Source organism: Pseudomonas sp. IT-P294 (assembly GCF_949767865.1).
Lineage (GTDB): Bacteria > Pseudomonadota > Gammaproteobacteria > Pseudomonadales > Pseudomonadaceae > Aquipseudomonas.
Genome location: NZ_CATKQW010000011.1, coordinates 684,198 through 710,545, shown reverse-complemented (window position 1 = coordinate 710,545; position 26,348 = coordinate 684,198). Strand labels below are relative to the sequence as shown.

Below are 26,348 nucleotides of genomic sequence, written 5' to 3'. Positions count from 1 at the left end.
TTGATACACGGCAACCTACGCGCCTGGGGCGTCGCGCTGGTGGTCATGCTGGTGGTGATGTTCGCTACCTTCGAGGCGGTGCAGGCCAAGCAATACGGTGACATCGAGCAGCAGCGCATCGAAAAAACCTTCCCTCATACCGACTCCGTTTCCGCCCCCGAAGGCCGGTTCAAGGTGCGCACGCTGTCCGCCGCCGGCAAAGTCATCGGTTATGTGTTCCAGAGCCTGGACGTGGTGGATATTCCGGCCTACTCGGGCAAGCCAATCAATACCCAGGTGATCCTCGACACGGCCGGCGTGATTCAGGATGCCTATGTGCTGGAGCACCATGAACCGATTCTGCTGATTGGCATTCCTGAGGCAAAACTTCACGGTTTCAGCGCCAGGTACAAAGGCATCAAGGTCAGCCAGCGGGTTGTCGTCGGCCATTCCAGCGACCCGAACGCGGTCACCGTCGATGCCATCGCTGGCGCAACTGTCACCGCCATGGTGGTCAATGAAGTCATCATGCGCGCCGCCCATGAAGTGGCCGTGTCGCTCAAGCTGATCGAGGACAAGGGCGGGGTGGTGAGTAAGCCCGCCACCATCCGCCAGGACTTTTTCGAGCCCGCCAGCTGGGAACAACTGACCGGCAATGGCGCCATCCGCCGCTTGAACCTGACCCGTGGCCAGGTCGACGCCGCCTTCAAGGGCACCGAAGCCGAAGGCGTCGACACTGCCCCCGCCGACCAAGTGGATGACACCTTCATCGAGCTGTACACCGCCGACCTGAACCCGCCGACCATTGGCCGCGCACTGCTGGGCGACAACCAATATCGTTTCCTCATGCAAGACCTCAAGCCCGGCGAGCAGGCCATCGCGGTGCTGGGGCGCGGGCTGTTTTCCTATAAAGGCTCGGGGTATGTGCGCGGCGGGATCTTCGATCGGGTGCAACTGCGCCAGTTCGGCAACGTCATCAGTTTTCGCGACATGGACCATCAGCGGCTCTCCGATGTGTTTGCCAAGGGCATGCCGGAATTCACCGAAATGTCGATTTTCATCGTGCGCGAACCAGCCCGGTTCGACCCGGGATCGCCCTGGTCCCTGGAATTGCTGGTGCGTCGCCAAACCGGGCCGCTCAGTGGCACGTTCAGCAGCTTCGAACTGCCTTATCAACTGCCCGAGCCGTACCTTGAACGGCCACTGCCCAGCCCCGAAGAATTGGCCGCCCTCGAGGAAGCCGGTCGGCCGATGTGGTTGACCATCTGGTACCAGAAATCCTTTCAGATCACCGTGCTCGGGACCGCGTTACTGCTGCTGACGGTGATCCTGTTCCTGCAGGACACCTTCACGCGCCGGCCACGGTTTCTGCATTGGCTGCGCCGGGGTTACCTGGCCTTTACCGTGGTGTTTCTCGGCTGGTATGCGCTGGGGCAGCTGTCGGTGGTCAACGTCCTGACCTTTGTGCATGCGCTGTTCGAGCACTTTCGCTGGGAGCTGTTTCTCACCGACCCGCTGATCTTCATGCTCTGGGTCTTCGCCGCTGCGAGCATTCTGCTGTGGGGACGTGGTGTGTTTTGCGGCTGGCTGTGCCCGTTTGGCGCCTTGCAAGAGTTGATCAACGAAGCCGCGCGCAAGCTGAAAATCCCCCAATACGAATTGCCCTTCGCGGTCCATGAACGGCTGTGGGCGATCAAATACATCATTTTGCTACTGCTGTTCGGCATCTCCCTGGAGTCGATGTCCACCGCCGAACTGTTCGCCGAGGTGGAACCGTTCAAAACCGCCATCACCCTCAGGTTCGACCGCCAGTGGTGGTTCGTGGCCTACGCGGTGGCGCTGCTGGTCATCAACGTCTTCACGCGCAAGGTCTATTGCCGCTACATCTGCCCGTTGGGAGCGGCGCTGGCGATTCCGACCAAATTGCGCCTGTTCGACTGGCTCAAACGCCGCAAGGATTGCGGCACACCCTGCCAACTGTGCGCCAAGGAATGCGAGATCCAGGCGATTCATCCCGATGGTCGGATCAATGCCAACGAGTGCCACTACTGCCTCGATTGCCAGATGACTTACCACAACGAGAACAAATGCCCGCCGCTCATCAACAAGCGCAAGAAGCGCGGCAAACCGGCACCCATCCCTGTGCAACTGATACCTGTCGTGGAAGTGAACGCTCTGGAGTGAACCCCGCGAGCACCTGTGCGCAGTGACCGTTTTTATCCCTTCAAGGAACACACCTGATGAACGACACAGAATCCAAAAAAGCCACTGAAGTGCCGGAATCGACCGGCCTCAGTCGTCGAGGCTTCCTGGGCACCAGCGCGGTGACCGGCGCAGTACTGGCCGGTGCCACGGCCATCGGTGGCGCGGTGTTTACCCGTGAGACCTGGGCGGCAGCGGCCAAGGACGCGCAACTGAAAACCCACGTCGGGCCGGGCGAGCTGGACCAGTACTACGGTTTCTGGAGTGGCGGTCATCAGGGTGAAGTGCGGATCATGGGCATACCGTCGATGCGCGAGTTGCTGCGTGTGCCGGTGTTCAACGTCGACTCCGCCACTGGTTGGGGCCTGACCAACGAAAGCAAACGGATCATGGGCGACAGCGCTCATTTCAAGAATGGCGACTGCCACCACCCGCATTTGTCGATGACCGACGGCAAGTACGACGGCAAATACCTGTTCATCAACGACAAGGCCAACAGCCGCGTTGCACGTATTCGTCTGGACATCATGAAGTGCGACAAGATGCTCACCGTGCCCAATGTGCAGGCCGTTCACGGGCTGCGCCTGCAAAAAGTGCCGCACACAAAATACGTGTTCGCCAATGCCGAGTTCGTGATTCCACACCCCAATGACGGCAGCACCTTCGACCTGCAGGACAAGAACAGCTACACGATGTTTAACGCCATCGATGCCGAGAAAATGGAGATGGCCTTCCAGGTCATTGTCGACGGCAACCTGGACAACACCGACGCCGACTACACCGGCAAATACGCAGCGTCCACCTGTTACAATTCGGAGAAGGCCTACGACCTGGGCGGCATGATGCGCAACGAGCGCGACTGGGTGGTGGTGTTCAACATCCCGCGCATCGAAGCCGCGATCAAGGCGGGCAAGTTCATCACCCTCGACGGCTCAAAAGTGCCAGTGGTCGACGGTCGCAAGGACGAAGGCAAGGACAGCGCGTTCACCCGTTACATCCCGGTGCCGAAGAACCCGCACGGCATCAACATGACACCCGATGGCAAGTACTTCATTGCCGCTGGCAAACTTTCGCCTACCTGCACGATCATCGCCACCGCGAAGCTGGATGATCTGTTCGACGACAAATTCAAGGACCCGCGCGACGTGGTAGTCGGCGAACCGGAACTGGGTCTGGGCCCGCTTCACACTACCTACGATGGCCGCGGCAATGCCTACACCACGCTGTTTATCGACAGCCAGGTGGTGAAGTGGAACGTGGAGGAGGCCATTCGCGCGTACACCGGCGAGAAGGTCAACTACATCAAGCAGAAACTTGACGTGCAATACCAGCCGGGCCACAACCATGCCTCGCTGACGGAAACCAGAGACGCCGACGGCCAATGGCTGATGGTCCTGAGTAAGTTCTCCAAGGACCGCTTCCTGCCGACCGGACCGCTGCACCCAGAGAACGACCAGTTGATCGATATCTCCGGCGAGGAAATGAAGCTGGTGCACGACGGCCCGGCTTTCGCCGAACCCCACGACTGCGTCATGGCCCGCCGCGACCAGATCAAGACCAAGAAAATCTGGGACCGCAACGACCTGTTTTTCGCCGAAACCGTGGCCATCGCCGCCAAGGACGGGATCAAACTGGAGACCGACAACAAGGTCATCCGCGACGGTAACAAAGTCCGCGTCTACATGACCTCGATGGCCCCGGCCTATGGCCTGCCGGAATTCACCGTCAAGCAGGGCAACGAAGTCACCGTGACCATCACCAACATCGACCAGATCGAAGACGTGACCCACGGTTTTGTCATGACCAACCATGGCGTGAGCATGGAAATCAGCCCGCAGCAGACGTCTTCGATTACCTTCACCGCCGACAAGGCCGGCCTGCACTGGTACTACTGCAGCTGGTTCTGTCATGCGCTGCACATGGAAATGGTCGGCCGCATGAAGGTCGAGAAGGCCTGACCGTTGCCCGTCGACAGGAGCGAAGCAATGACTCAGAGCAAGGGAAACCCGGTGGAGGTCATTGCGCTTGCGCTCCTGCTGATGTCCGGTAGCGCGCTGGCGGTGCAACCCATCAACACGTTGCCGTTTCAGGTGGACGCCGATCAACGCTGGCACCTGCCGGCGGGGGAATACCGTGGCTCGTTCAGCGTCGATCAACCAATGCAGATTCTTTGCGAGCCGGGCGCGGTGTTCCAGGGGGAGGGGCAGGGCAACGGTTTGATCATCAGTGCGCCGGATGTCGGCATTGAGGGCTGCACCTTTCTGGACTGGGGGCACGACCTCACGGCAATGAATGCGGCAGTTTTTATCCAGCCCAAAGCCCATGGCGCGGTAATCAAAGGCAATCGCCTGCAAGGCCAGGGGTTCGGTATCTGGGTCGACGGCACTCAGGATGTGAGCCTGATCGACAACCGTATTCAGGGGGATCCGGCGATGCGCTCCCAGGATCGCGGCAATGGCATTCATCTGTATGCGGTGCATGGCGCCAAGGTCATTGGCAATCAGGTGCGCGATACCCGCGATGGCATCTACATCGACACTTCCAACGGCAACCTGCTGCAGGGCAATACCCTGGAAGACCTGCGTTACGGCGTGCATTACATGTTCGCCAACGATAACCAACTGATCGGCAACACTACCCGTCGCACCCGCACCGGCTACGCCCTGATGCAAAGCCGCAAGCTCACGGTGATTGGCAATCGCTCCGAACAGGATCAGAACTACGGAATCCTGATGAACTACATCACCTATTCAACCTTGCGTGACAACTTCGTCACTGACGTGCGCGACGGCTCGACCGGCGACAGCATGATCAGCGGTGCCGAGGGCAAGGCGTTGTTCATCTACAACTCACTGTTCAACAGCATCGAACACAACCACTTCGAGCACAGCGCCGTGGGCATTCACCTCACCGCCGGCTCGGAAGACAACCGAATCGCCGACAATGCTTTTGTCGGTAATCAACGGCAGGTCAAGTATGTCGCCACCCGCTTGCAGGAATGGTCGGCGGATGGCCGCGGCAACTACTGGAGCGATTACCTGGGCTGGGATCGCAACAGCGATGGTCTGGGCGATATCGCCTACGAACCCAATGACAACGTCGACCGGCTGCTGTGGCTGTGCCCGCAGGTGCGGCTGTTGATGAACAGCCCCGGCATCGAGTTGCTGCGTTGGGTGCAACGGGCCTTTCCGGTGATGAAATCGCCGGGTGTCCTGGACAGCCATCCTCTGATGAAGTCACCCACGCCAAGCCTGACCCAGGAGCCCACCTCATGAACGTCGTCGACATCCAAGGCGTCAGCCAGCGCTACGGGCACACCACCGTGCTGCATCAGCTCAACCTCAGCCTTGCGGAAGGTGAAGTGCTGGGCTTGTTCGGGCACAACGGTGCGGGCAAGACCACCAGCATGAAACTGGTGCTCGGCCTGCTCCAGGCCAGCGAAGGGCAGGTCAGGGTGTTCGGCCGTTTACCCAGTGATCCGCACGTGCGGCGCCTGCTCGGTTATCTGCCGGAGAACGTGACCTTTTACCCACAGCTGAGCGGTGTTGAGACCTTGCGCCATTTCGCACGACTCAAAGGTGCCGCGTCCGCTCAAGTGGACGCACTGCTGGAGGAAGTCGGCTTGGCCGGTGTGGCGCATCGGCGGGTCAAGACCTACTCCAAAGGCATGCGTCAACGATTGGGGCTGGCGCAAGCGCTGCTCGGCGAGCCGCGTTTGTTGCTGCTCGACGAGCCGACCGTCGGCCTCGATCCCATTGCCACCCAGGACCTTTATCGCTTGCTCGATCGTCTGCGCAGCCAGGGCACCAGCATCATTCTCTGCTCCCACGTATTGCCGGGCGTCGAGGCGCACATCAACCGCGCCGCGATTCTGACCCAGGGACGCCTGCTGGCTCTCGGCAGTCTCCACAGTCTGCGTGAGGAAGCGGGGTTGCCGACGCTGATTCGCGCCAACGGCCTGAAGCACGCCGGGCCCTTGCAGCAACGCTGGAACAACGCCGGGCACGTCACCGAGCGCTGGGGCGTCGAAGGGCTTGAAGTGGCCGCGCTCAATGGCAGCAAGCTCGGGCTGTTGCGCCAACTGCTCAATGAAGACGAACCGGCCGACGTGGAAATCCATCAGCCGTCGCTGGAAGACATTTACCGCTACTACATGAGCCGGGCCGGTGCGGTGCCGATCGGGGAGGCCGTATGAACGCTGTCTGGAACATGGCCCGCAAGGAATTCAGCGACGGTTTGCGCAATCGCTGGTTGTTGGCGATCAGTGTGCTGTTCGCGGTATTGGCCATCGGCATCGCCTGGCTGGGCGCCGCGGCCTCCGGGCAATTGGGTTTCACCTCGGTGCCGGCCACCATCGCCAGCCTCGCCAGTCTGGCAACGTTTTTGATGCCGTTGATTGCGTTGCTGTTGGCCTATGACGCCATCGTCGGCGAGGACGAAAGCGGCACGTTGCTGCTGTTGCTGACGTACCCGTTGGGTCGCGGGCAGATTCTGCTCGGCAAGTTTGTCGGCCACGGGTTGATCCTGGCGCTGGCGACACTGATTGGTTTCGGCTGCGCCATGCTGGCCATCGCCGTGCTGGTGGACGATGTCGAACTGAGCCTGCTGCTCTGGGCCTTTGGCCGGTTCATTGCGTCGTCGACGCTGCTGGGCTGGGGGTTTCTGGGGCTGGCCTATGTGCTGAGCAGTGTGTCGGCCGAGAAATCCACGGCCGCCGGGTTGGCGCTGGGCGTGTGGTTCTTCTTCGTGCTGGTGTTCGACCTGGCACTGCTGGCGCTGTTGGTGCTCAGCGAAGGGCAGTTCAACCCGAAAGTGCTGCCCTGGTTACTGCTGCTCAATCCGGCCGACATCTACCGCCTGATCAATCTCTCCGGTTTTGAGCCCGGCGCGGGCACCACGGGTGTACTGACGCTGGGCAGCGATTTGCCGATGCCGGGCGCGATGCTCTGGCTGTGCCTGTCGTTGTGGGTGGCGGTGCCATTGGGCTCCGCCTGGCTGTTGTTTCGTCGCCGGGCGACATGAATGTTCACTTTGATAGTTTTGGAGTAGTTGACGATGAGTACGTTTTATCTGACGACAATGCGCGCGGTGGCGGGCCTGATGATGTGCCTGTTGCTGACGGCCTGTGACAATCCGGCGCAAGCCACCTACAGCAGCGCCGCCACAGCCTTTCATCCCAGTGATGAATGCCATGTCTGCGGGATGATCATCAACGGATTCCCAGGACCCAAGGGCGAAGTCGTCGAGCGGGCCGGGGTGAAGAAGTTCTGCTCCACGGCGGAAATGATCGGTTGGTGGCTGCAACCGGAAAACCATCACGGCGATGCAAAACTGTATGTCCACGACATGGGCCGCAGTCCGTGGAACGCGCCGGATGACGCCCACCTGATCGATGCCAGAGATGCGTTTTACGTGGTCGGCACCCAGCTCAAAGGCGCCATGGGTGTGGTGTTGGCGTCCTTCTCCAGTCGCGAGGCCGCTGAAAAGCTTGTCGCGCAACAGGGTGGTCGCTTGTTGCGGTTCAGCGAAATCACTCCGGGGCTGCTGCAGCAACCCTGACGCTGTCGAAAAAGCCTGATCGCCGTCAAGTCGGTTTTTTTCTGTCTGCTCAAAGATAGGGGCTCGCTACGTCCCCAGTGCTTGGCATCCGCGATGCCCAGGAGAACATGATGAAAACCGAGTTTCAGGATCGATTGGCGGTGGTCACGGGGGCCAGTTCCGGGATTGGGCTGGCCTTGTGTGCTGCGCTGTTGCCACGGGGCGTGAAGGTGCTGGCGATGTCGCGGACCCTCGGTGAATTACCGGCCTTGCAGCACATCTACGGCGATCGGTTGCAGTGGTTTGCCGGGGATGTCACGAATCAGCAAGACCTGCGCGAGCTGGCCGAGCGTGCGGCGGCGGTGGGCCCCGTGGACTATCTGGTGCCCAACGCGGGAGTCGCCGAAATGGCCGACAGTCTGGACATGTTGGCCTTCCAGCGACAGTGGGCGGTCAACGGTGCCGGTGCGCTGAATACCCTGGCGGCGTTGCGTGGGCAACTGGCGAACCCTGCTTCGGTGGTGTTTGTCGGGAGCTTCCTCACCGGTTTGAGCTTTCCCGGGTTGGCTGCCTGCATTGCCAGCAAGGCTGCACTGGTGGCTCAGGCGCGGACACTGGCCGTTGAGTTCGCGAGTTTTGATGTGCGAATCAATCTGGTCTCCCCGGGGCCGACCGCGACGGCGATGTGGGACAACCTTGGGTTGAGCGAAGGGGAGCTCGGCGACGTCGCTGACACCCTTGGTAAACGTCTGTTGCCCGGCCATTTTCTCGATGCGGCGGCGGTGGCCAATGTGATTGTCTTTCAGCTGTCGCAGGGTGCTCGGGGTGTCTACGGTCAGGACTGGAAAGTCGATAACGGCTATACCTTGGGCTGAAGGGGCGGAGTACATGCATGAGCGAGCCTGCTCGCGATGCTGTAGATGTTGATCGTTCCCACGCAGAGCATGGGAACGATCAGGAATCATTAAGCGCAAGCTCGATTTACCGTTCATCAGTACTGGGTGGCAGAAGATGGGCTGACCATACATTTGGCTAATTTGGGGCGTTTGGGTCCGGTCCGTACACGCTTTTCCAAAGTGACTCGCTAAAAGCGAAACCGATAGACGCCGTTACCAAAGAAACGGATATACCCCCAAGGCCTAATGCGAAGTCCCCTCGGCAAACTCAATCTTGTTCCCCACGTTGTACTTGCCCGAAGGCTTGTTCATCGGAATGCGTTTGATCTCCTTCAGGGTATTGCTGTCGTAAACAATCAGCGCACCGTCGGTGGCCCAAATGCTCAACAGCAGGAAACGGCCGTCCCGGGTGAACTCAACATGAGCCGCGGTTTTTCCGGGTATCGGGCGCAAGGTGTGGGCAATTTCCAGGGTCTGTTTGTCGATCAGGTGAATTGCATCGTTGTCCGGCCCGAAGAACACGTCGCTCCAGGCATACCGTGAGTTGACGTGACTGCGCATGAAGAAGCCCGGCCCCAGGGTCGGGATTTCCTTGATCAGTGTCCACGTCTTGATGTCGATCACCGAAATCAGCCCCTTGCTGATGTTCGGCGTGGCGAACACCCACTCACCGTTACGTTTCCAATAGGTCCCCGAGCCCAAATGCGGCATGCCCGGCAGCGCGATATCGGTGATCACCTTGCCACTGTCGAGGTCGATCACCTGACCGCCCTGGGCCTTGCGCGAGGTGGCCAGCAACTGTTTGTAGTCCGGGGAAAAGGAGAAATCGTCGAGAAAATCCCCGGCGTGGATCCGTCGCGGCACGAAATCCGGGGTGCCGGCCCATGACAGTTCCCAGACTTCCTTCACGTCCTTGAGCGCGACGATAAAGCTGTCCCGTGTCGGGGCGGAGTACACCGCACTGACCCTTGACGCGGTGCCGTCCTCGCCGATCGCCGGGATGGTTTTGACCAGTGACAGATCGCGGGCATCCAGCACCACCAGGTTGCCCGGCAGGTAGTTGCCCACCAGCACCCAGCGACCATCCTTGCTCACCGCCAGGTTGCGGGTATTGAGACCGGCGCGGACCTCGGCGATCAGCTTCAGGTTGTGCAAGTCATACAGGCTGATCCAGCCGTCACGCGAGGCGAAGTAGACGAAGCGTCCATCCGGCGAGAACTTCGGCCCGCCATGCACGGCAAAGTGCGACGCAAAACGCGCCAGCACCTCGAAACGATCACCGTCGAGGATGTCGATGTGATGATCGCCGGCCTCCACCACCACAAACAGGTTCAGCGGGTCGGCACCATGCTGGGGCGTGTTGGGCAGCTTGCTGACATCCGCGAGCAGCGAGTGGCTGCCGAGAATGGCGTCATTGCTCCAGGTGAGCGCGGTGGCGGGCGGTTGCTGGAGGTAGTCCACTAGCGCGTCAATCTGTGCCGGGCTGAACACGTTGGCATAGCCGGCCATTTGGCTTGCGGGGCGACCGCTCTGGATCACGCTGCGAATTTCGTCCGGTTTGATCCGGCTCAGACTCTGCGGTAGCAACGCCGGTCCCGCCGCGCCAAAACGGTTGGCGCCGTGGCAGCTTTGGCAATGTTGTTGGTAGTCGTGCGCCGCTTGTTCGAGTGCCGGAACCGCTGCGCCAGCCTGCGCCGCACTGATGCATAACAACTGGGCAAGCACCAGGCGCCTCATAGCGCCACCTTGCGTGGAGGTTTTGGGTAGAGGCGCGCCGGGTATTCCATGTGCTGCGCCGCGAACAGATCGACCACCTTTCCAATCACCGTCAGCGTCGGGATGCCAGGTGGGCAATCCAGTGCCAGGGTCGGCAGTTGGTGCAACAGACCACGGGCGACATGCTGGTCGCGGCGGGTGCCGTTACTGATCAGTGCCGCCGGTGTGTCGGCGGCCATTCCGGCTTCGATCAAGCGCCGGGCGATAATCGCCAGGTTCGATAACCCCATGTAAAACACCAGGGTCTGGCTGCCGTCGGCGAGGCTGCTCCAGGGCAACGTCAACTCGCCATCGCGTTGCAAATGGCCGGTGATGAATCGACAGGAGTTGACCAGGTCCCGGTGGGTCAGCGGAATGCCCGCGTAGGCGCTGCAACCAGAAGCGGCGGTGATGCCCGGGACAACCTGGCAATCAACGCCGCGTTGCAAAAGGTACTCAAGCTCCTCGGCGCCGCGACCAAAGATGAACGGGTCGCCGCCCTTTAGCCGCACCACGCGCTGCCCTTGATCGGCAAGGTCGGCGAGCAGTTCGTTGATCTGTTCCTGGGGCAGGCTGTGGCAGCCGCTGGCCTTGCCGACGTAATGCCTGGCGCAGGCCAGAGGGATCAACGTCAGCAGTTCAGGGCTGATCAAACGGTCGTACACCACGGCATCGGCCTGCATCAACAGGCTCCAGGCGCGCAGGGTCAGCAGGCGTGGATCGCCGGGACCGGCGCCTACCAGGGCGACTTCGCCCGGTCTGAACGGGGACATAAGCGCGGCCGGTAAAATAATCGATGGGTGCATGGGACGTCCTTGAGGCTTCATCAGGTTCGCCGGCCCCAACCTTGGTCAGGTGGTTTGCCGGACGGACGATTCAGTGGCTGAGGCAAGCGAGGGGCGTGGGCGGCGGCGCGCCGATTTCGTCATCGCTAAGATGGCAGCCGGGGTCCTGGCCCCACAGATCTCCCTCGGCCCAGGCGCGGGTGCGGGTATTTCCGTTGCAGATGGGCAACCAGCGGCAGTGAGCGCAACGGCCACCGACCGCGCGGGGATGCTCACGCAATCGCAGCAGCAGAGCATCCGGCTGGTCCAGCCACAGCGCGCGGAACGGCGTGTGCCGCACATTACCCACCGAGTGCTGCCACCAATAGGTGTCCGGGTGCACTTCGCCGGTGTTGTCGATATTGGCGATACCACTGCCCGAAGCGTTGCCGCCCCAGGCGCGTAGCATGTTTTCCAGGCGCGGGTAATGCTCCGGCAGACGCTGTGCGGCCCATTGCAGCAGCAGAATCGCGTCGGCATCGTTGTTGCCACTGACAAAGTCACTGTCGCGGCCCAGTTGGATGTCGTCCCAGGCTCGCTCGAAGATCAGCGTCATCGCGTCCCGACTCATCTGCTTTTGCGCGTCGAGTTGACGACTGCGTTTGCCGCGACCGCTGTAATTGAGGTGCGACAGATAAAACTTCTGCACGTCGTACTCGCGCATCAGCGCCAGCAGTTGGGGCAATTGCGGGTGGTTCTCCCTGGTCAGGGTGGTGCGCAGGCCGACGCGAATCCCTTGTTCGCGACAGAGCCGGATCGCCTGTATGGAACGGGCAAAACTGCCCTTGAGTTGGCGAAAGGCGTCATGGGTGGCTTCCAGGCCATCGATGCTGATGCCGACGTAGTCGAAGTTCGCCGAGCTGATCTGCCCGATGTTGTGCTCGTCGATCAGCGTGCCGTTGGTGGACAAGGCTACAAAGAAGCCCTTGGCCCGGGCGTAGGCGCTGAGCACAAACAGATCCTCGCGCAGCAGCGGTTCGCCGCCGGAAAGAATCAGGACCTTGACGCCGGCCTCGTGCAGGTCGTCGATCACTGTTAGCGCGGCGGCCGTGTCCAGTTCGTCACGAAAGACACTGTTGGCGGACGTGGCGTAGCAGTGTTTGCAGGTCAGGTTGCAGCGCCGGAGCAAGTTCCAGATCACCACCGGCGGCCGATGTATGCCCGGTGGACTGGTTCTGGGGGCAGGCGCCTGGCCGGCAAGCGCACGCAGGTATTGGCTGATCCTCAACATGCAACTCTCCTTGAGTCGGGACGTATTCAGTTCGAAGCGGTGGGCAGACGCAAGCCGGTTTTCTTCAGGATGCGGCTGCTCACCAGCATCTCTTCGGCGGCACACGCGTCGCCCAGCAGATAGCGCAGGTGCTCGCGGTAACTGTCAATTTCATCGCCGCTGCGGCCGTGGACCATGGCGAACAGGTTGTAGCGCCAGCCGGTTCGGCGCGGGCGGCGGTAGCAGTGGCTGACGAAGGGTTGCGCGCCGATCAGTGCACCGAGGCGCGGCATGTCCACATCTCGCACATCCCAGACCGTCATGCCGTTGTGACGGTAGCCCAGTCGATAGTGGTTGGGCACCGCGGCGATCCGCCGGATCGCGCCTTCAGCCTGCAAGCGCTTGAGCAGGTCCAGTGTGGATTCGATGCTCAATCCCAGTTGTTCGGCAAGCCAGGCCCAAGGGTCGTCCAGCAACGGCAGGCCGGCCTGGGTCAACACGATCAGACGCTGTGCAAGGGTGTCTTCAGACCGGGAAATACAGACCGACATGGTAGGTCTCCTCTTTGGGCAGGTTGAGCAACGGCAGGGCGGTCAGGGTTTCGATGTGCTGCAGGGTTTCGGCGATCGCTTGTTCAGTGGCGCAACCGAGGACGAACCACATGTTCCAGGCGTGTTCGCGTCGGTAGTTGTGCGCCACTTGCGGCAGGGCTTGCAGTTGCTCGGCGACCTCGTCGAAACGCTCTTCCGGCACCGCCAGTGCGGCGAGAGTGAAGGCGCCGCCCAGTCGTTCGATGTCGAACATCGGGCCGAAGCGCGTGAGCACCCCGTCATCGAGCAGGACATGGAGGCGGTCGAGCAGTTCGGTGGCGCTGCTGTCCAGTTCGGCCGCCAGCACTTGCCATGGGTGGCGCACCAGCGGCAGGCCCAATTGCAACCGATTGATCAGTCGACGGTCGAGGTCATCCATGGTTAGGCGCTCCTGTTCGCGAGGGCGCAAAACGTCCGCCGCACTGCTTGAACACTTGGGTGCTGAACAACAGCTGATGGGGCAGGTCGCTGAGTAGATGTTCTTCCAGCAATGCCTGGATCTGCGCCTGGACCTGATCACGTTGACGCCCATGCACCATGCAAAACAGGTTGTACCGCCATTGCGGCAAGCGCCGGGGCCGTTGATAGCAGAGGTTGATGCCCGGCGCTCGCCCCAGCCGCTGGCCGACTTCGTCGATCAGCGCGTCCGGAACGTCCAGGACCAGCATGGCGTTGGCGGTAAAGCCCAGCGCGCGGTGGTGCAGCACCAGACCGATGCGGCGAAACAGCCCTTGTTCGCTCCACTGATGCATTTGTTCCAGCACTTGGTGTTCGTCAGCATTTATCCGTTCTGCGAGGGCCTGATAAGGACGCGATACCAACGGCAATCCACCTTCAAGGTGTCGGCGCAGCGCCAGCGCCTGTTTGGGGCTCAATCGCGGGTTCATCAGTTTTCTCCCAGGGCAAAGCCCAGGTCGATGCGGTAGGCGGTCAACATCGGCAGCTCCAGCGGCATGAGGCCGGTGTCGTTCTCTAGTTCTTCGAGCACGCGGTCGATGTGCTGACGATTGGGGCCGGTCAGCACAAACCACAGGTTGTAGAAATGCTCCCGCGCGTAGTTGTGATTGACCTCGGGATATTGGCTGACGCGTTCGGCGACTTGTTGCAGGCGTTCGGCGGGCACGGCAAAGGCGGCGAGGGTGCTGGCCCCGGCGCGGCTGTGTTCGAACACCGGGCCGATCCGTGAGAGGGTGCCGGCCCGGTCCATTTCCTCCAGGCAAGCCATAACTTGCGATTCTCGACAACCGAGAATCTTGGCCATCTCCTTGTACGGCGCCGGGCACAGCGGCATGCCGTGCTGGAAGCGGTCGATCAGTTGACGGCTGAGCAGTTCAAGGTTCAATTCAATACCCCATTTTCTGCGCGCGACTGCTGAAGAAGATGCCGCTTGGCGCGGCGGCCGGCAGACTGCTGAGCAGCTTCAGGCTGTACGGATCCCACACCTGAACCTGGTCGCCGTCGCGTAATGACAGCCACAGTTGGTCGCCACGTGCGGTGAATTCCATGTGCAGGATCGCCGGCCCCGGCTTCAGGTCGGCGACCACGGCGTGGGTTTCGGTGTCGATGACTTGCACGCGGTCGTTGTCCGGGTAGGCGAAATTCACCCACAGCTGCCGACCGTCCGGGCGCGAGGTGACGAATACCGGTTGACCGGCCACCGGAATCGCAGCGGTCTGCTGCCAGGTGCGTGAATCCATCACCAACACTTTATGACGGCCGACGGCGGGCACGAACGCCTGGTTGTCGGCAACGGCCCAGCCCTCCAGGTGCGGCATCTTGTAGACCGGCAGTTTCGCCTGGCCGCGACCGTAATCACCGAGCACCCGTTGCACACCGCGCTCTGGATGCCAGAGGTCGAGTTGCGCCATGCCGTCTTCACCGAACAGGCCGGCCATGTAGTAGCGCCCATCGGGAGTTATCAGGGCGTCGTAGGGTTGCTCACCGATGCCGGTGAAACGGCTGATTCGTGGGGTGCTGCCCTGACTGAAATCGGCGGTCCAGATCTCGCCGGTATCGAACAGGCTGAAGACAAAACGTTGCCCCGGCGCGTCGACCAGCCCGACCACCCGCGAGCGTTTGCTGCCGTCGGCCAGAGGCGTGGCAGGAATATCGGCCACCAGTTGCAGGGTGTCGGCATCGAACACCTTGACCCCGCCGGGCACGTAGTTGGACACGGCGATCAGCTTGCCGTCCTGGCTGATGGCGCCGCCGATACTGTTGCCACCCTGGATGACCCGATGATCAATGCGCCGGGTCAGTAAATCAATTTTGCTCAAGCCGCCGTCACGCCCGAACACATAGGCATAGCGCTGGTCCCGTGAAAACACCATTGAAGCATGGGACAGGTCGCCGAGACCCTCGAGCCGCGCCAGCGCGGTGCGGGTATCGCTTTCGATGATTTGTACGCTGCCGGTGGCGCGCTCCACGACCACGCCCAGGTCACCAGTGCCACGCAACGGTGGCTGAACGCAAGCGGACAACAACAGCCCGGCTGCAGCGCAGAACAGGATTGAACGGATCATGGTGCGGGATATCCCTGGAGAAGAAGATCGACCAGCCAGCGGATGTCGCCGGGGCTGAGCAATGGCGCCCAACCGGGCATCGCGGTGCCGGGCCGGCCTTGAGCGACGGTGGCAATCAGGCTGTCCCTGGACTGGCCGGCCAGCGCTGCGCGGGTCAGTTCGGGACCCAGCCCGCCCGTCAGGTGCAGCCCATGGCAGGCGCCGCAGTCCTGGGTCAGCAGGTGTTCGAGTTGCGCCTGACGCTGGGCGTCGGGCGCCGCAACCGCGGTGGCGCAAATGAGTAGGAGGGCCGCCAGCATCACTGCGTGTCGATAAACCATCATGGCGCCCTCCAGGCGGTTATTTGAGGGTCAGTACCCAGGTTGCGAGAATTTTTGCTTCTTCTTCAGTGACCGGGTTTGCCGGCATGGGCATCGGGCCCCAATTGCCTTGTGTACCGTTCTTGATGTGGCCCGCGAGGGTGTCCACGGCCCCCGATACGCCAGCGTTCTTGGCCGCTACATCCTTGAGCGCCGGGCCGACAATTTTGGTGTCGATGGAGTGACAGGCTGCGCAGGGTTTGCTCTTGAACAACTCCAGCGCGTCTTGGGCCATGGCCGGCTGCACACTCAGCGCAGCGGTCAGGGCGAACAGTGAAAACAGAGTGTTTTTCATGGTGTTTCCTTGCATTGATGGAGCTCAATAGATGTCGTGTTGGGTGTTGTAGACGTTGAACTTCCCGGTGGGTGTGATCAGTCGTTTGTCCTTGATGACGGATTTGAGCTTCAGTGTTTTGTCGTCGATCACCACCAACGCCGACTCATCTGCCTGGCCGCTCCACACGGAGAACCAGACTTCATCGCCGGCCTTGTTGTATTCCGGTTGCACAACGCGCATGGCGCCTTGCTTGATGCCCGCGTATTCAGCGATGGGCAGCACGGTGTAGCCGGCGTCAAGTTTGTCGATGTCGAACACCGCCACCGATTGGCTGAGCTTGGCGTCCGGGTTGAGGGTGGTGTCGACGTACAGGTGACGAGAGTTGGGGTGGGTTTTGATAAACAGCGATCCGCCACCCTGGCCCTTCAGCGAGGCGACCTGCTTCCAGGCGTATTGCGGGTGTTTGGTCGGGTCGGTGCCGATCAGCGAGATGCCGTCATCACCCAGATGGCTGGTGGCCCAGACCGGGCCGTAGGTCGGGTGGTTGAAGTTGGCGCCGCGACCCGGGTGAGGGGTTTTGCCGACGTCCACCAGCGCGGTCAACTTGCGCTCCTTGGAGTCGATCACGGCGACCTTATTGGAGTTGTTGGCGGCGGTCATGAAGTAGCGGTGCGTGCTGTCCCAACCACCGTCATGCAGGAAGGGTGCAGCATCGATGTAGGTGACGGTGAGGTTTTTGATGTCCTGGTAATTGACCAGCATCACCTTGCCGGTTTCCTTGACGTTGACGATGAACTCCGGCCATTCGTGGGAGGCGATGATCGCCGCGACCCGAGGCTCCGGGTGATATTCCTGTTTGTCGACGGTCATGCCTCGGGTCGAAACGATCTGCTTGGGCTCAAGGGTTTCGCCATCCATGATGGTGAATTGCGGCGGCCAATAAGAACCGGCGATGGTGTATTTGTCTTCGTAGCCTTTGAACTTGGAGGTCTCGACCGAGCGCGCCTCGATGCCCACTTTGACTTCGGCGACCTTGGTCGGCTCCACGGGCCAAAGGTCGATCATGTCGATCCGGGCGTCCCGGCCAATCACCAACAGGTAGCGACCGGAAGCAGAAATGCGCGAGATGTGCACCGCGTAACCGGTCTCGATCAGCTTGACGATCTTCTTGCTGTCACCGTCGATCAGGGCGATCTTGCCGTCATCGCGCAACGTCACTGAAAACAGGTTCGGCAGGTTGAGTTTGCTCAACTGCTTCTTCGGACGGTCCTCGGGTTTGACCAGCACTTTCCAGGTTTTCAACGTCTCGGCCATGCCCCATTCCGGTGGCGTCGGCGGCGTGTGCTGAATGAACTTGGCCATGACCGTGATCTGATCCTTGGTCAGCGCATTGGACGTTCCCCAGTTCGGCATGCCCGCCGGAGACCCGTAGGTAATCAAGGCCTCCAGGTACGGTTGCCCGCGGCTCTGGGTAATGTCCGGCGTCAGCGGTTTGCCCGTGGCCCCTTTGCGCAAAACGCCGTGGCAGCCTGCGCAGCGCTGGAAGTAGATTTCCTTGGATGAGTCGAACTCGGTCTGGCTCATGTCGGGAGCGCCGGCGGTTTTGACCATGGGCGGGTTGGTCGCGGCGGCGGGTTCGTCAGCGCTGGCGGCATGACTCACTGCCAGAGCCAGTGACGAACACAATGTGGCGAGGGTCAGGGCAAACGTTTTTCTATTGCTGATCAGCATTCCATTTCTCCTCAGGCAAGACCTTTGCGATGTGCTGAAACGGCAGCGCAGAACGCAGGTTCTTAGTGCCGTGCAAGGCTATGCCCGAGCAGGCCAATGTTCGCTTGACGACGATCAAGTTTGCCGGCCATCTCACTTGCCAGGTTGTCGCAGGGGACCGTAGCGTGTTCCTTGAATCCGCTTTTGGAACAGGCAGCCCATGGACCGTATCCAGTCTTGCGATCACCCGATCGAACCCTTCTACCAACCGCTCAATAATGAGGAGGCGCTGTTCGAACAAGCCTGGCGTCATGGCATGCCGGTGCTGATCAAGGGCCCGACGGGCTGCGGCAAAACCCGCTTCGTCCAGCACATGGCCCATCGGCTGAAACTGCCGCTGTACACCGTGGCTTGCCATGACGACCTGAGCGCGGCCGACCTGATCGGCCGCCATCTGATTGGTGCCCAGGGCACCTGGTGGCAGGACGGACCGCTGACCCGCGCGGTGCGCGAAGGTGGCATCTGTTACCTCGACGAAGTGGTCGAGGCGCGTCAGGACACCGTGGTCGTACTGCATCCCCTGGCTGACGATCGCCGCGAGCTGTTTCTGGAGCGCACCGGCGAAGTGCTGAAGGCGCCGCCGTCATTCATGCTCGTGGTCTCCTACAACCCCGGTTACCAGAACCTGCTAAAAGGCATGAAACCCAGCACCCGCCAACGTTTCGTGGCGATGCGTTTCGGCTATCCCCCGGTGGCCGACGAGGAACGCATCGTCGCCCGGGAGGCGCAGGTGGACAACGCGCTGGCGGCGCAAGTGGTGCGATTGGGCCAGGCGCTACGCCGGCTCGATCAACATGACCTGGAAGAGGTCGCCTCAACGCGGCTGCTGATTTTTACCGCGCGCATGATCCGCTCCGGCATGAACCCGCGTGAGGCGTGCATGGCCTGCCTGGCCGAGCCGCTGAGCGATGATCCGCTGACCGTTGCCGCGCTGATGGACGTGGTTGATGTCCACTTTGGCTGAGTCCGCGGGCGTCTCTCGCCGTCAATTGCCGGGCGATCTGGCGATGTGGTTTTTCATTCTGGCCGAGCTGTCGGTGTTCGCCATCCTGATCCTGGCGTTCGCCGTGACCCAGGCACTCAAGCCGCAGATGTTCAGCGAAAGCCGTTTGTTGCTGAACACCTCAACCGGGTTGGCGATGACCCTGAGCTTGCTCACCGCAGGCCTGTTCGCCGCGCTGGCGCAAGAGCACGTCAGGCACTCACGGCCGCGCCACGGTGCGGTCTTCCTGCTGATGGCGTTGCTCGTCGCCAGTGTCTACGTGGTGCTGAAACTCAAGGAATACCGGCACTTGCTCGCCTCGGGGCTGGGCATGGAGCACAACACCTTTTTCACCCTCTACTGGATCCTCACCGGCTTTCATTTTCTCCACGTACTGCTCGGCATGGTCATTCTCGGGTGGCTCGCGGAGCGCTGCCGCCGTGGCCTGTACGACGCCAGCAAACGCAGCGGGTTTGAATCCGGCGTGCTCTATTGGCACATGGTCGATCTGATCTGGATCATGCTGTTTCCGCTGGTCTACGTGCTGAGTTGACGAGGTTCTCATGTCTATTTCCAGGGTATTGCTGGTCTGTTGGGCGGCGCTTGCCACGTTAAGTGTGTGCACGGTGGCGTTGGCCCACGTTGGCGCGACATCGCTGTTGACGTTGGCCATCTTGCTGGTGGCGGTGGGCAAGGCGTGGCTGATCACCGACGGCTTCATGGAGATGCGCCACGCGCCGCGACTGTGGCGCCGGTTGATGTTGAGCTGGGCGCTGGTGTTGGCGACGGTGATCGGGATGACACTGCTGTCGTTCCGCTGAAGGAATACACATGTGGGAGCGACCAAGCCCGCTCCCACATTCGATCTGCGTTGTGGACAATACCCGACCAAAACCATCTGGCTTTCTTGATCGCCATCAAGCAGGTTTCAACCCTTCGCTTCCTATCATGGACGGGCCAAGCAAAGAGGAAGCGACCATGTCAGAGACCTTCACCAAAGGCATGGCCAGGAATATCTACTTCGGGGGAAGCATCTTCTTCTTCCTGATATTCCTGGCCTTGACCTATCACACGGAACAGACCTTTCCGGCCCGCAGCAATGAAGCGCAGCTCACCGAATCAGTGGTGCGCGGCAAGTTGGTCTGGGAGCAAAACAATTGCATCGGCTGCCACACGCTGCTGGGCGAGGGCGCCTACTTCGCGCCTGAACTGGGCAACGTGTTCCAGCGTCGCGGCGGGGAGGCGGGGTTCAAACCCTTCCTGCATGCCTGGATGAAAATGCAGCCGCTGGGCGTACCGGGCCGGCGCGCGATGCCACAGTTCAAATTGAGTGACCAGGAGGTGGATGACATCGCCGAGTTCCTCAAATGGAGCTCGAACATCAACACCAATGGCTGGCCGCCAAACAAGGAGGGCTAAGCGATGAGCATTGCTAATCCGCATCTGAAATTCGCCTCGCAAGCCGTGGCCAAACCGTACTTCGTGTTTGCTCTGATCCTGTTTCTCGGTCAGGTGCTGTTCGGTTTGATCATGGGCCTGCAATACGTGATAGGGGACTTTCTGTTCCCGATCATTCCCTTCAACGTGGCGCGGATGGTGCACACCAACCTGCTGATCGTCTGGCTGCTGTTCGGGTTCATGGGTGCTGCCTATTACCTGATTCCAGAAGAAGCCGACCGCGAACTGCACAGTCCGAAACTGGCAATCATCCTGTTCTGGGTCTTTGCCGCCGCGGGTGTGTTGACGATCCTCGGCTATCTGCTGGTGCCGTATGCCGGCCTGGCCAGGCTGACCCACAACGAACTGCTGCCGACCATGGGCCGGGAGTTTCTGGAACAACCGACCATCACCAAGATGGGCATTGTGGTGGTGTGCCTGGGCTTCCTCTACAACATCGGCATGACCCTGCTCAAAGGTCGCAAGACCACCGTCAGCATGGTGATGATGACCGGGTTGATCGGGCTCGCGGTGTTCTTCCTGTTCTCCTTCTACAACCCAGGCAACCTGGCCCGTGACAAGTTCTACTGGTGGTGGGTGGTGCATCTTTGGGTGGAAGGCGTGTGGGAACTGATCATGGGTTCGATGCTCGCGTTCGTGCTGATCAAGATCACCGGTGTAGACCGGGAAGTCGTGGAGAAATGGCTCTATGTGATCATCGCCATGGCGCTGATTACCGGGATCATCGGCACCGGTCACCACTTTTTCTGGATCGGTGCGCCGGAGGTCTGGTTGTGGGTCGGCTCGATTTTCTCTGCACTCGAACCGCTGCCTTTCCTGGCCATGGTGATCTTCGCCTTCAGCATGGTTAAGAAGCGTCGCCGGCAACACCCGAACCGTGCCGCCACCCTGTGGGCCAAGGGAACCGTCGTCACAGCGTTCTTCGGCGCTGGTGTTTGGGGCTTCTTGCATACCCTGGCTCCGGTCAACTTCTACACCCACGGTTCGCAACTGACAGCGGCGCACGGCCACCTGGCTTTCTACGGTGCCTACGCGATGATCGTGATGACCTTGATCAGCTACGCCATGCCACGACTGCGCGGCTTGGGTGAAGCAGGCGATGAGCGCTCACAGACCCTCGAAATCCGGGGCTTCTGGTTGATGACCCTGTCGATGGTGATGATCACGCTGTTCCTCACCGCAGCCGGAGTTGTTCAGGTTTACCTTCAACGCTGGCAAGTCGATGGTGTCGCGTTGCCATTCATGGCCACTGTCGAACATCTGCAGGTGCTGTTCTGGGCCCGTTTCGGCGCCGGTCTGGGTTTCCTTGCGGGACTGCTCTGTTACCTGTTCAGCTTCAAGCAACGTGGCCGCGCAGCGTTGCGCGCCCCGGCTGCGGTGGTTCCTTCATGAGCCGGTGTAACGGCTAGAAAAGGTCGGCCCGGCTGATACAGCGGGCCGTTTTTGTGGTTTACAGAAAAGGGCAACTGTCATGGCCTTTACCATCGAGCTGGAAGAATGGGTAGGCAGTGTCTGGCACCGCTTCATCACCCGACGTGCCAGCCCGGATTTCCCCGAGGCGCGCGTCGAACTGACCAGCCAGCAACGCCCGCTGGCGCTGTTGTTCCGCGCCATGGGCGGCGCCAACGGTGTTGGTGTGGAAGCCGCCAGCGACCGCGATCTGCTGTTGCGCCGCAACGTGTTGCAACAGATCGCCGGCACCTGCAAGCAAGTGCCCCTGGCGTGGTGTGATGCAAGCAACCTTCGTCTGCCGTCGAACCTCGCGGTGTTTCCTGAAGTCGCACTGAACGAGGAACTCTATCGTTGGCTCGCATTGCTCGCGGCGCAGGCCGGTCAGATGCGGCACTGGGGACGGGACAATCAACGCTGGACGCAACTGCTGTTGCGGCGTTATCCCGCGTTGCGTGCCCGGTACAAACGCCTGGTCGATGCTCACCTGCAATTGCGTCCGGATCCGGCCACATTGAGTCGTGGCGAAGCGGCCCTGGAACGGGCGTTATGCCAGGCGTTGCGCGAGCCCGGGAGTGTCGAACATTTCCCCCGCAGCGAACGGGCCGCATGGCCGCTGCCGCTGTGGTTGTACCCGCCGCAAAACCTCGCCAACCCGCAGGCAGCTGACTTGGGTGATGAGTCGGAAGAATCGCTGACGACCCCGCCCGGCGAACAGAAAGGCGGAAGCAAACGCGCCAAGCGGATCGATGAAGGCAACCGCGATGGTGGGTTGTTAATCGTGCGTCTGGAGAACCTGTTCAGTTGGACCGAACACGTGGACCTGGATCGCTGGTCGGACGATAGCGAAGATCCGGACGCCGCCAGAGTCGCCGAAGACCTGGACGAACTGAGCCTGTCGCGCACCCGTCTGCGCAAGGGCGGCGGCCTCAAGTTGCACCTGGATTTGCCGCCGGCTGATGTCGACGATATTCCCCTGGGCGAGGGCATCAAGTTGCCGGAGTGGGACTATCGCAAAAAACAAATGCAGGACAGTTTCGTCAATCTACAAATGATGGTGCCCCGCGACTGTGAGGCGCAACCATTGCCGCCACGGCTGAAAAACTCGGCGCACCGCCTGCGGCGTCAGTTCGAACACCTGCGCAACGATCGCCAATGGTTACGCCAGCAGCCTCAAGGGTCTGAACTGGACATGCAGGCCTGGCTGGATTTTCACGTTGAACGCGAGCATGGCCAGTGCGCCGAGCGCGGTCTGTTCATGGAACAACGCCAGACCCGTCGCGACCTGGCGTGCTTGTTGCTGGCCGATGTGTCGATGTCCACCGATGCGCACCTGAACGATGAACACCGGGTCATTGATGTCATCCGCGACAGTCTGCTGCTGTTCGGCGAAACCTTGTCGGTGCTGGGTGATGACTTCGCCCTGTACGGGTTTTCCTCACTGCGTCGTCAGCAAGTGCGCATGCAGGAACTCAAGTCGTTCACCCAGCGTTATGACGACAACACCCGAGGCCGCATTCAGGGGCTGAAGCCGGGTTACTACACCCGCATGGGCGCCGCCATCCGCCAGGCCACCCAACTGCTGGGCAAGAGCAAGCGCCGCAGCAAACTGTTGCTGCTGCTCACCGATGGCAAGCCGAATGATCTGGACTTGTATGAGGGGCGTTACGGTGTTGAAGACACCCGCGAAGCGGTGCTGGAGGCGCGGCGCCAGGGGCTGACACCGTTTTGCATCACGATTGATCGCGAGGCCGGGGATTACCTGCCTTACATGTTCGGCGCCAATGGCTACACCTTGATCCGCCAGCCCGAGCAATTACCCCTGCGCTTGCCGCAGTTGTATCGTCAGTTGACCCAACCTTGAAGGGGGAGCACGCAGCATCAACTGATGCTGCGTGGCAGCCAGAAAAACATCGTCACGCAGAAGATCGTCAGGCCGATGCAGAACCACATGAACCGACGCAGCCGACGTTGCGCAGCGCGTGCGGCCAATGCCGGCAGGGGCATGCCGCACTGGCGGCACTCGGTTTCTTGTGTGGGGTTGGCGCGTTGGCAATACAAACAGACGGGCATGGCACTCACTCGAACTGTTCCAGGCGCAGGCGATCGAGAATGGCTATCTGGCGGCCGTCCTGGGTGATGATGTTTTCATCGATCAGGCGACGGATGATCCGCGAAAAGGTTTCCGGCTGGATCGACAGATGCCCGGCAATCAGTTGCTTGGCCATTGGCAGTTCGAATTGGCTGTCAACGGTTTGCTGGCGCACCAGTTGTGTCAGCAGATAACGCACGACCCTGTGGGTGGCGTTTTTCAGTGACAGGGTTTCGATTTCGTTGACCCGTTGATGCAAACGAACGCACAGCTTGCCGAGCAGCGCAAAGGTCAGGCGGCTGTTGCTTTGCAGCAGGCGCATGTAGGTGTTGTTGGACAACCGATAGAGCTGAGTGGGACAGATCGCTTCGGCCGAGGCCACATAGTTTGGGGTGTCCATCAGCATCATCGCTTCGGCGAAGGTTTGCCGGTCACCAATCACCTCAAACACTTTCTCCTGCCCGTCGGGCGTCAGGCGATAGATTTTCACCGCGCCGGCAATCACGAAATAGAACGAGTCTGCCGGCTCGCCCTGGCGAAACAACGGTTCACCTTTGTCGATGCTCAGCAAATGGCTGGTACTCATCAACTCATCCAGCTGTTCTTCGTTCAACGGCTCGAATAAGTGATGACTGCGCAGAATCTGGTGATGGACGCGATGAAGCACCATAAGAATTCATCCTGAAGTTTGAGAAGGGGATGACGATCTAGTCAAACGAGGCCCAGCGAGACACCGCTGGCCAACGCCAGCACCGAGGTCAGCACGACAAACCAAGCCAATGGCTGGATGACTTTTTTCATGACGACTCCTGGGGATCGAGAAGGATCAAGGTTTCCTTAATTCCTGAACCATTGAGCAAGACGCGGGCCATGCCCGGAGGCCTTTGTTTACTGGGTTTGTCAGATGGGATGGTAAAAACGACCACGAGACTTAGGGTTTAAACAACCCTCAAATGGTCATTTGTACCCTAAGTCAAACGCCCTTGTGGGAGCGAGCCTGCTCGCGATAGCGACGGGCCAGCCGACATGGATGCTGAATGTACCGCTGTCATCGCGAGCAGGCTCGCTCCCACAAGGGCAAAGGTCTTCGCCACAGGAATACGGGAAAGCTGCAGGGCACGCCCTTTGCACACTTGATCTGCGACAAAGGCAATCAATCGTCAATACCCGATGATTGCCCCCGGACTTGCCTCGACGCCTGTGGGTTGGCGTCAGGTCAGCAGCAAGGTAAAGGAGTGGCTTTATGCAAGTGCTCGACCGCCGTAAAGCGATGGCTATCGCGCCGCTATTACGTTTGGCCTTTCGGCCATTTTTCCTCGCTGGCTGCCTGCTGGCGGTGCTGGTCATTCCGCTATGGCTGGCGACCTTCAGTGGTGTGTTTTCCGACTGGCAGCCGGCCGGTGGCTGGCTGGGCTGGCATCGACACGAATTGCTGTTCGGATTCGGCCTGGCGATCATCGCGGGCTTTCTGCTGACGGCGGTGCAGACCTGGACCGGTCGCCCCGGCATCAGCGGGCACCCGCTGGCCGTGCTGGCGTTGCTGTGGTTGTTGGCGCGCGTGGCCTGGCTGGTCAATGCACCGTTGCCGGTGTTGGCGGTGCTGGAACTGGCGTTCCCGCTGGCGCTGGCCGCGCTCATGGGTTTCACCTTGTGGAAGGTGCGGCAGAAACGTAACTACCCGATTGTGGTGGTGCTGGTGTTGTTAGCGGCGGCCGACGGCTTGTCCCTGTTCGGCCTGGTCGCAGGTCATGAAGGCTGGCAGCGTCAAGGCGTGTTGACCGGTCTCTGGCTGGTGGCGGCGATGATGGGTTTGATCGGCGGCCGCGTCATTCCGTTTTTCATCCAGCGCGGCCTCGGCAAGGTCGATGGCGTGACTCCCTGGCCGTGGCTGGATTGGCTGCTGTTGATTGGCTCACCGCTGGTGGCGTTGTTGTATGCCGCGGGACCTGCACTTGACCCCAATCTCTGGGTGGGGCTGTTGTTCGCCGGGTTGGCCGCTGGGCATCTGGTACGCCTGATTCGCTGGCATGATCGTGCCCTGTGGCGCGTGCCGTTGCTGTGGTCGTTGTACCTGGCTTATGCCTGGTTGGCGGTGGCCTGTCTAGGCATGGCGCTGTGGCATTTCGGTGTGCCGATTAACCCGAGTCTGGCGGTGCATTGCCTGACGATAGGCGCAATAGGCGGCCTGGTGCTGGCGATGATTGCGCGGGTCAGCCTGGGCCACACCGGCCGTGCGCTGGAACCGCCGTCGGGCATGACGCTGGCGTTCATTTTGCTCAACCTGGCCTGTTTGAGCCGGGTCGTGTTGATCCTGTTTTTCCCCTTGCCGGCGTTGTGGCTGGCCGGCCTGTGTTGGACGCTGGCGTTTGCACTGTATGCCTGGCGTTATGGGCCGATGCTGTTGCGGGCCAGGGTGGACGGCCATCCGGGCTAACCACGTGAACT

Annotated in this window: 27 protein-coding genes; 14 read left to right on the top strand and 13 right to left on the bottom strand. The window is 60.8% G+C overall.

All coding sequences use genetic code 11. The features are described from left to right. Positions 1–45 precede the first annotated feature (45 nt). From nosR to ACM6I0_RS10590, 7 genes are all read left to right on the top strand, one after another. Positions 46–2,163, top strand: a complete 2,118-nt coding sequence (nosR, locus tag ACM6I0_RS10620; protein WP_414922542.1) for a transcriptional regulator NosR — start codon at positions 46–48, stop codon at positions 2,161–2,163. Between the two features lie 53 nt (positions 2,164–2,216). Next, complete coding sequence (gene nosZ, locus ACM6I0_RS10615) at positions 2,217–4,139, top strand: TAT-dependent nitrous-oxide reductase (RefSeq protein WP_414922541.1); 1,923 nt, start codon at positions 2,217–2,219, stop codon at positions 4,137–4,139. Positions 4,140–4,166: 27 nt separating this feature from the next. Then, positions 4,167–5,456, top strand: a complete 1,290-nt coding sequence (locus ACM6I0_RS10610; protein WP_414922223.1) for a nitrous oxide reductase family maturation protein NosD — start codon at positions 4,167–4,169, stop codon at positions 5,454–5,456. Beyond that, positions 5,453–6,376 (top strand): ABC transporter ATP-binding protein, encoded by a 924-nt coding sequence (locus tag ACM6I0_RS10605; RefSeq protein ID WP_414922222.1) that lies wholly within the window; start codon positions 5,453–5,455, stop codon positions 6,374–6,376. The genes ACM6I0_RS10610 and ACM6I0_RS10605 overlap by 4 nt, the downstream gene beginning before the upstream one ends. Continuing rightward, positions 6,373–7,203: an ABC transporter permease gene (locus tag ACM6I0_RS10600; protein WP_285434949.1), complete on the top strand. Its 831-nt coding sequence runs from the start codon at positions 6,373–6,375 to the stop codon at positions 7,201–7,203. The genes ACM6I0_RS10605 and ACM6I0_RS10600 overlap by 4 nt, the downstream gene beginning before the upstream one ends. Positions 7,204–7,236: 33 nt before the next feature. Beyond that, positions 7,237–7,740 carry a nitrous oxide reductase accessory protein NosL gene (locus ACM6I0_RS10595; protein WP_414922221.1) on the top strand — a complete coding sequence of 168 codons (504 nt, stop codon included), beginning with the start codon at positions 7,237–7,239 and terminating at the stop codon, positions 7,738–7,740. A gap of 110 nt (positions 7,741–7,850) precedes the next feature. Further along, entirely contained in the window at positions 7,851–8,594 is a 744-nt protein-coding gene (locus ACM6I0_RS10590) for an SDR family NAD(P)-dependent oxidoreductase (protein WP_414922220.1), read from the top strand. Positions 8,595–8,858: 264 nt separating this feature from the next. Here the strand turns inward: ACM6I0_RS10590 and ACM6I0_RS10585 are convergent, their stop codons facing one another. From ACM6I0_RS10585 to ACM6I0_RS10535, 11 genes are all read right to left on the bottom strand, one after another. Beyond that, positions 8,859–10,352, bottom strand: coding sequence for a cytochrome D1 domain-containing protein (locus ACM6I0_RS10585; protein ID WP_414922219.1), 1,494 nt, complete (start codon positions 10,350–10,352; stop codon positions 8,859–8,861). Continuing rightward, positions 10,349–11,176, bottom strand: coding sequence for a uroporphyrinogen-III C-methyltransferase (gene cobA, locus ACM6I0_RS10580; RefSeq protein WP_285434944.1), 828 nt, complete (start codon positions 11,174–11,176; stop codon positions 10,349–10,351). Before cobA ends, ACM6I0_RS10585 begins: the two co-directional genes overlap by 4 nt. A 70-nt stretch (positions 11,177–11,246) precedes the next feature. After that, entirely contained in the window at positions 11,247–12,425 is a 1,179-nt protein-coding gene (gene nirJ, locus ACM6I0_RS10575) for a heme d1 biosynthesis radical SAM protein NirJ (protein ID WP_285434943.1), read from the bottom strand. 26 nt (positions 12,426–12,451) lie between these two features. After that, positions 12,452–12,955, bottom strand: a complete 504-nt coding sequence (locus tag ACM6I0_RS10570; protein ID WP_285434942.1) for a nitrite reductase — start codon at positions 12,953–12,955, stop codon at positions 12,452–12,454. Further along, positions 12,930–13,373, bottom strand: coding sequence for an Lrp/AsnC family transcriptional regulator (locus ACM6I0_RS10565; RefSeq protein ID WP_285434940.1), 444 nt, complete (start codon positions 13,371–13,373; stop codon positions 12,930–12,932). The genes ACM6I0_RS10570 and ACM6I0_RS10565 overlap by 26 nt, the downstream gene beginning before the upstream one ends. Then, entirely contained in the window at positions 13,366–13,881 is a 516-nt protein-coding gene (locus tag ACM6I0_RS10560) for an AsnC family protein (RefSeq protein ID WP_414922218.1), read from the bottom strand. Before ACM6I0_RS10560 ends, ACM6I0_RS10565 begins: the two co-directional genes overlap by 8 nt. Further along, complete coding sequence (locus ACM6I0_RS10555) at positions 13,881–14,336, bottom strand: Lrp/AsnC family transcriptional regulator (RefSeq protein ID WP_414922217.1); 456 nt, start codon at positions 14,334–14,336, stop codon at positions 13,881–13,883. Before ACM6I0_RS10555 ends, ACM6I0_RS10560 begins: the two co-directional genes overlap by 1 nt. Before the next feature lies 1 nt (position 14,337). Then, on the bottom strand, positions 14,338–15,516 hold the full coding sequence (locus tag ACM6I0_RS10550; protein ID WP_414922216.1) for a cytochrome D1 domain-containing protein: 1,179 nt from the start codon (positions 15,514–15,516) through the stop codon (positions 14,338–14,340). Further along, entirely contained in the window at positions 15,513–15,839 is a 327-nt protein-coding gene (locus tag ACM6I0_RS10545; RefSeq protein ID WP_285434935.1) for a c-type cytochrome, read from the bottom strand. The genes ACM6I0_RS10550 and ACM6I0_RS10545 overlap by 4 nt, the downstream gene beginning before the upstream one ends. A gap of 16 nt (positions 15,840–15,855) precedes the next feature. Beyond that, positions 15,856–16,170, bottom strand: a complete 315-nt coding sequence (locus tag ACM6I0_RS10540) for a c-type cytochrome (RefSeq protein ID WP_285434934.1) — start codon at positions 16,168–16,170, stop codon at positions 15,856–15,858. A 24-nt stretch (positions 16,171–16,194) separates the two neighbouring features. Continuing rightward, positions 16,195–17,883: a cytochrome D1 domain-containing protein gene (locus ACM6I0_RS10535; protein WP_414922215.1), complete on the bottom strand. Its 1,689-nt coding sequence runs from the start codon at positions 17,881–17,883 to the stop codon at positions 16,195–16,197. A 199-nt stretch (positions 17,884–18,082) separates the two neighbouring features. On the opposite strand from ACM6I0_RS10535, the gene ACM6I0_RS10530 reads away from it, so the two are divergent. From ACM6I0_RS10530 to ACM6I0_RS10505, 6 genes are all read left to right on the top strand, one after another. After that, the gene (locus ACM6I0_RS10530) at positions 18,083–18,886 is read left to right on the top strand and encodes a CbbQ/NirQ/NorQ/GpvN family protein (protein WP_285434932.1); all 804 of its coding nucleotides are present in this window, start codon (positions 18,083–18,085) and stop codon (positions 18,884–18,886) included. Beyond that, positions 18,870–19,457, top strand: a complete 588-nt coding sequence (locus ACM6I0_RS10525) for a cytochrome c oxidase subunit 3 family protein (RefSeq protein ID WP_285434931.1) — start codon at positions 18,870–18,872, stop codon at positions 19,455–19,457. The genes ACM6I0_RS10530 and ACM6I0_RS10525 overlap by 17 nt, the downstream gene beginning before the upstream one ends. A 10-nt stretch (positions 19,458–19,467) precedes the next feature. After that, positions 19,468–19,725 (top strand): cytochrome C oxidase subunit IV family protein, encoded by a 258-nt coding sequence (locus ACM6I0_RS10520; protein WP_285434930.1) that lies wholly within the window; start codon positions 19,468–19,470, stop codon positions 19,723–19,725. 157 nt (positions 19,726–19,882) lie between these two features. Beyond that, complete coding sequence (locus ACM6I0_RS10515) at positions 19,883–20,323, top strand: c-type cytochrome (RefSeq protein ID WP_010460184.1); 441 nt, start codon at positions 19,883–19,885, stop codon at positions 20,321–20,323. Positions 20,324–20,326: 3 nt separating this feature from the next. After that, positions 20,327–21,754 carry a cbb3-type cytochrome c oxidase subunit I gene (locus tag ACM6I0_RS10510; RefSeq protein WP_285434929.1) on the top strand — a complete coding sequence of 476 codons (1,428 nt, stop codon included), beginning with the start codon at positions 20,327–20,329 and terminating at the stop codon, positions 21,752–21,754. A gap of 79 nt (positions 21,755–21,833) precedes the next feature. Continuing rightward, positions 21,834–23,675, top strand: coding sequence for a nitric oxide reductase activation protein NorD (locus ACM6I0_RS10505; RefSeq protein ID WP_285434928.1), 1,842 nt, complete (start codon positions 21,834–21,836; stop codon positions 23,673–23,675). 17 nt (positions 23,676–23,692) lie between these two features. On the opposite strand, the gene ACM6I0_RS10500 is transcribed toward ACM6I0_RS10505, so the two are convergent. Both ACM6I0_RS10500 and ACM6I0_RS10495 read right to left on the bottom strand, forming a co-directional pair. Further along, entirely contained in the window at positions 23,693–23,884 is a 192-nt protein-coding gene (locus tag ACM6I0_RS10500; protein ID WP_414922540.1) for a protein DnrP, read from the bottom strand. 5 nt (positions 23,885–23,889) lie between these two features. Then, entirely contained in the window at positions 23,890–24,573 is a 684-nt protein-coding gene (locus ACM6I0_RS10495; protein WP_008156275.1) for a Crp/Fnr family transcriptional regulator, read from the bottom strand. Between the two features lie 573 nt (positions 24,574–25,146). Here ACM6I0_RS10495 and ACM6I0_RS10490 point away from each other — a divergent pair. After that, positions 25,147–26,337 carry an NnrS family protein gene (locus ACM6I0_RS10490; RefSeq protein ID WP_414922214.1) on the top strand — a complete coding sequence of 397 codons (1,191 nt, stop codon included), beginning with the start codon at positions 25,147–25,149 and terminating at the stop codon, positions 26,335–26,337. The last annotated feature ends 11 nt before the right edge of the window (positions 26,338–26,348 follow it).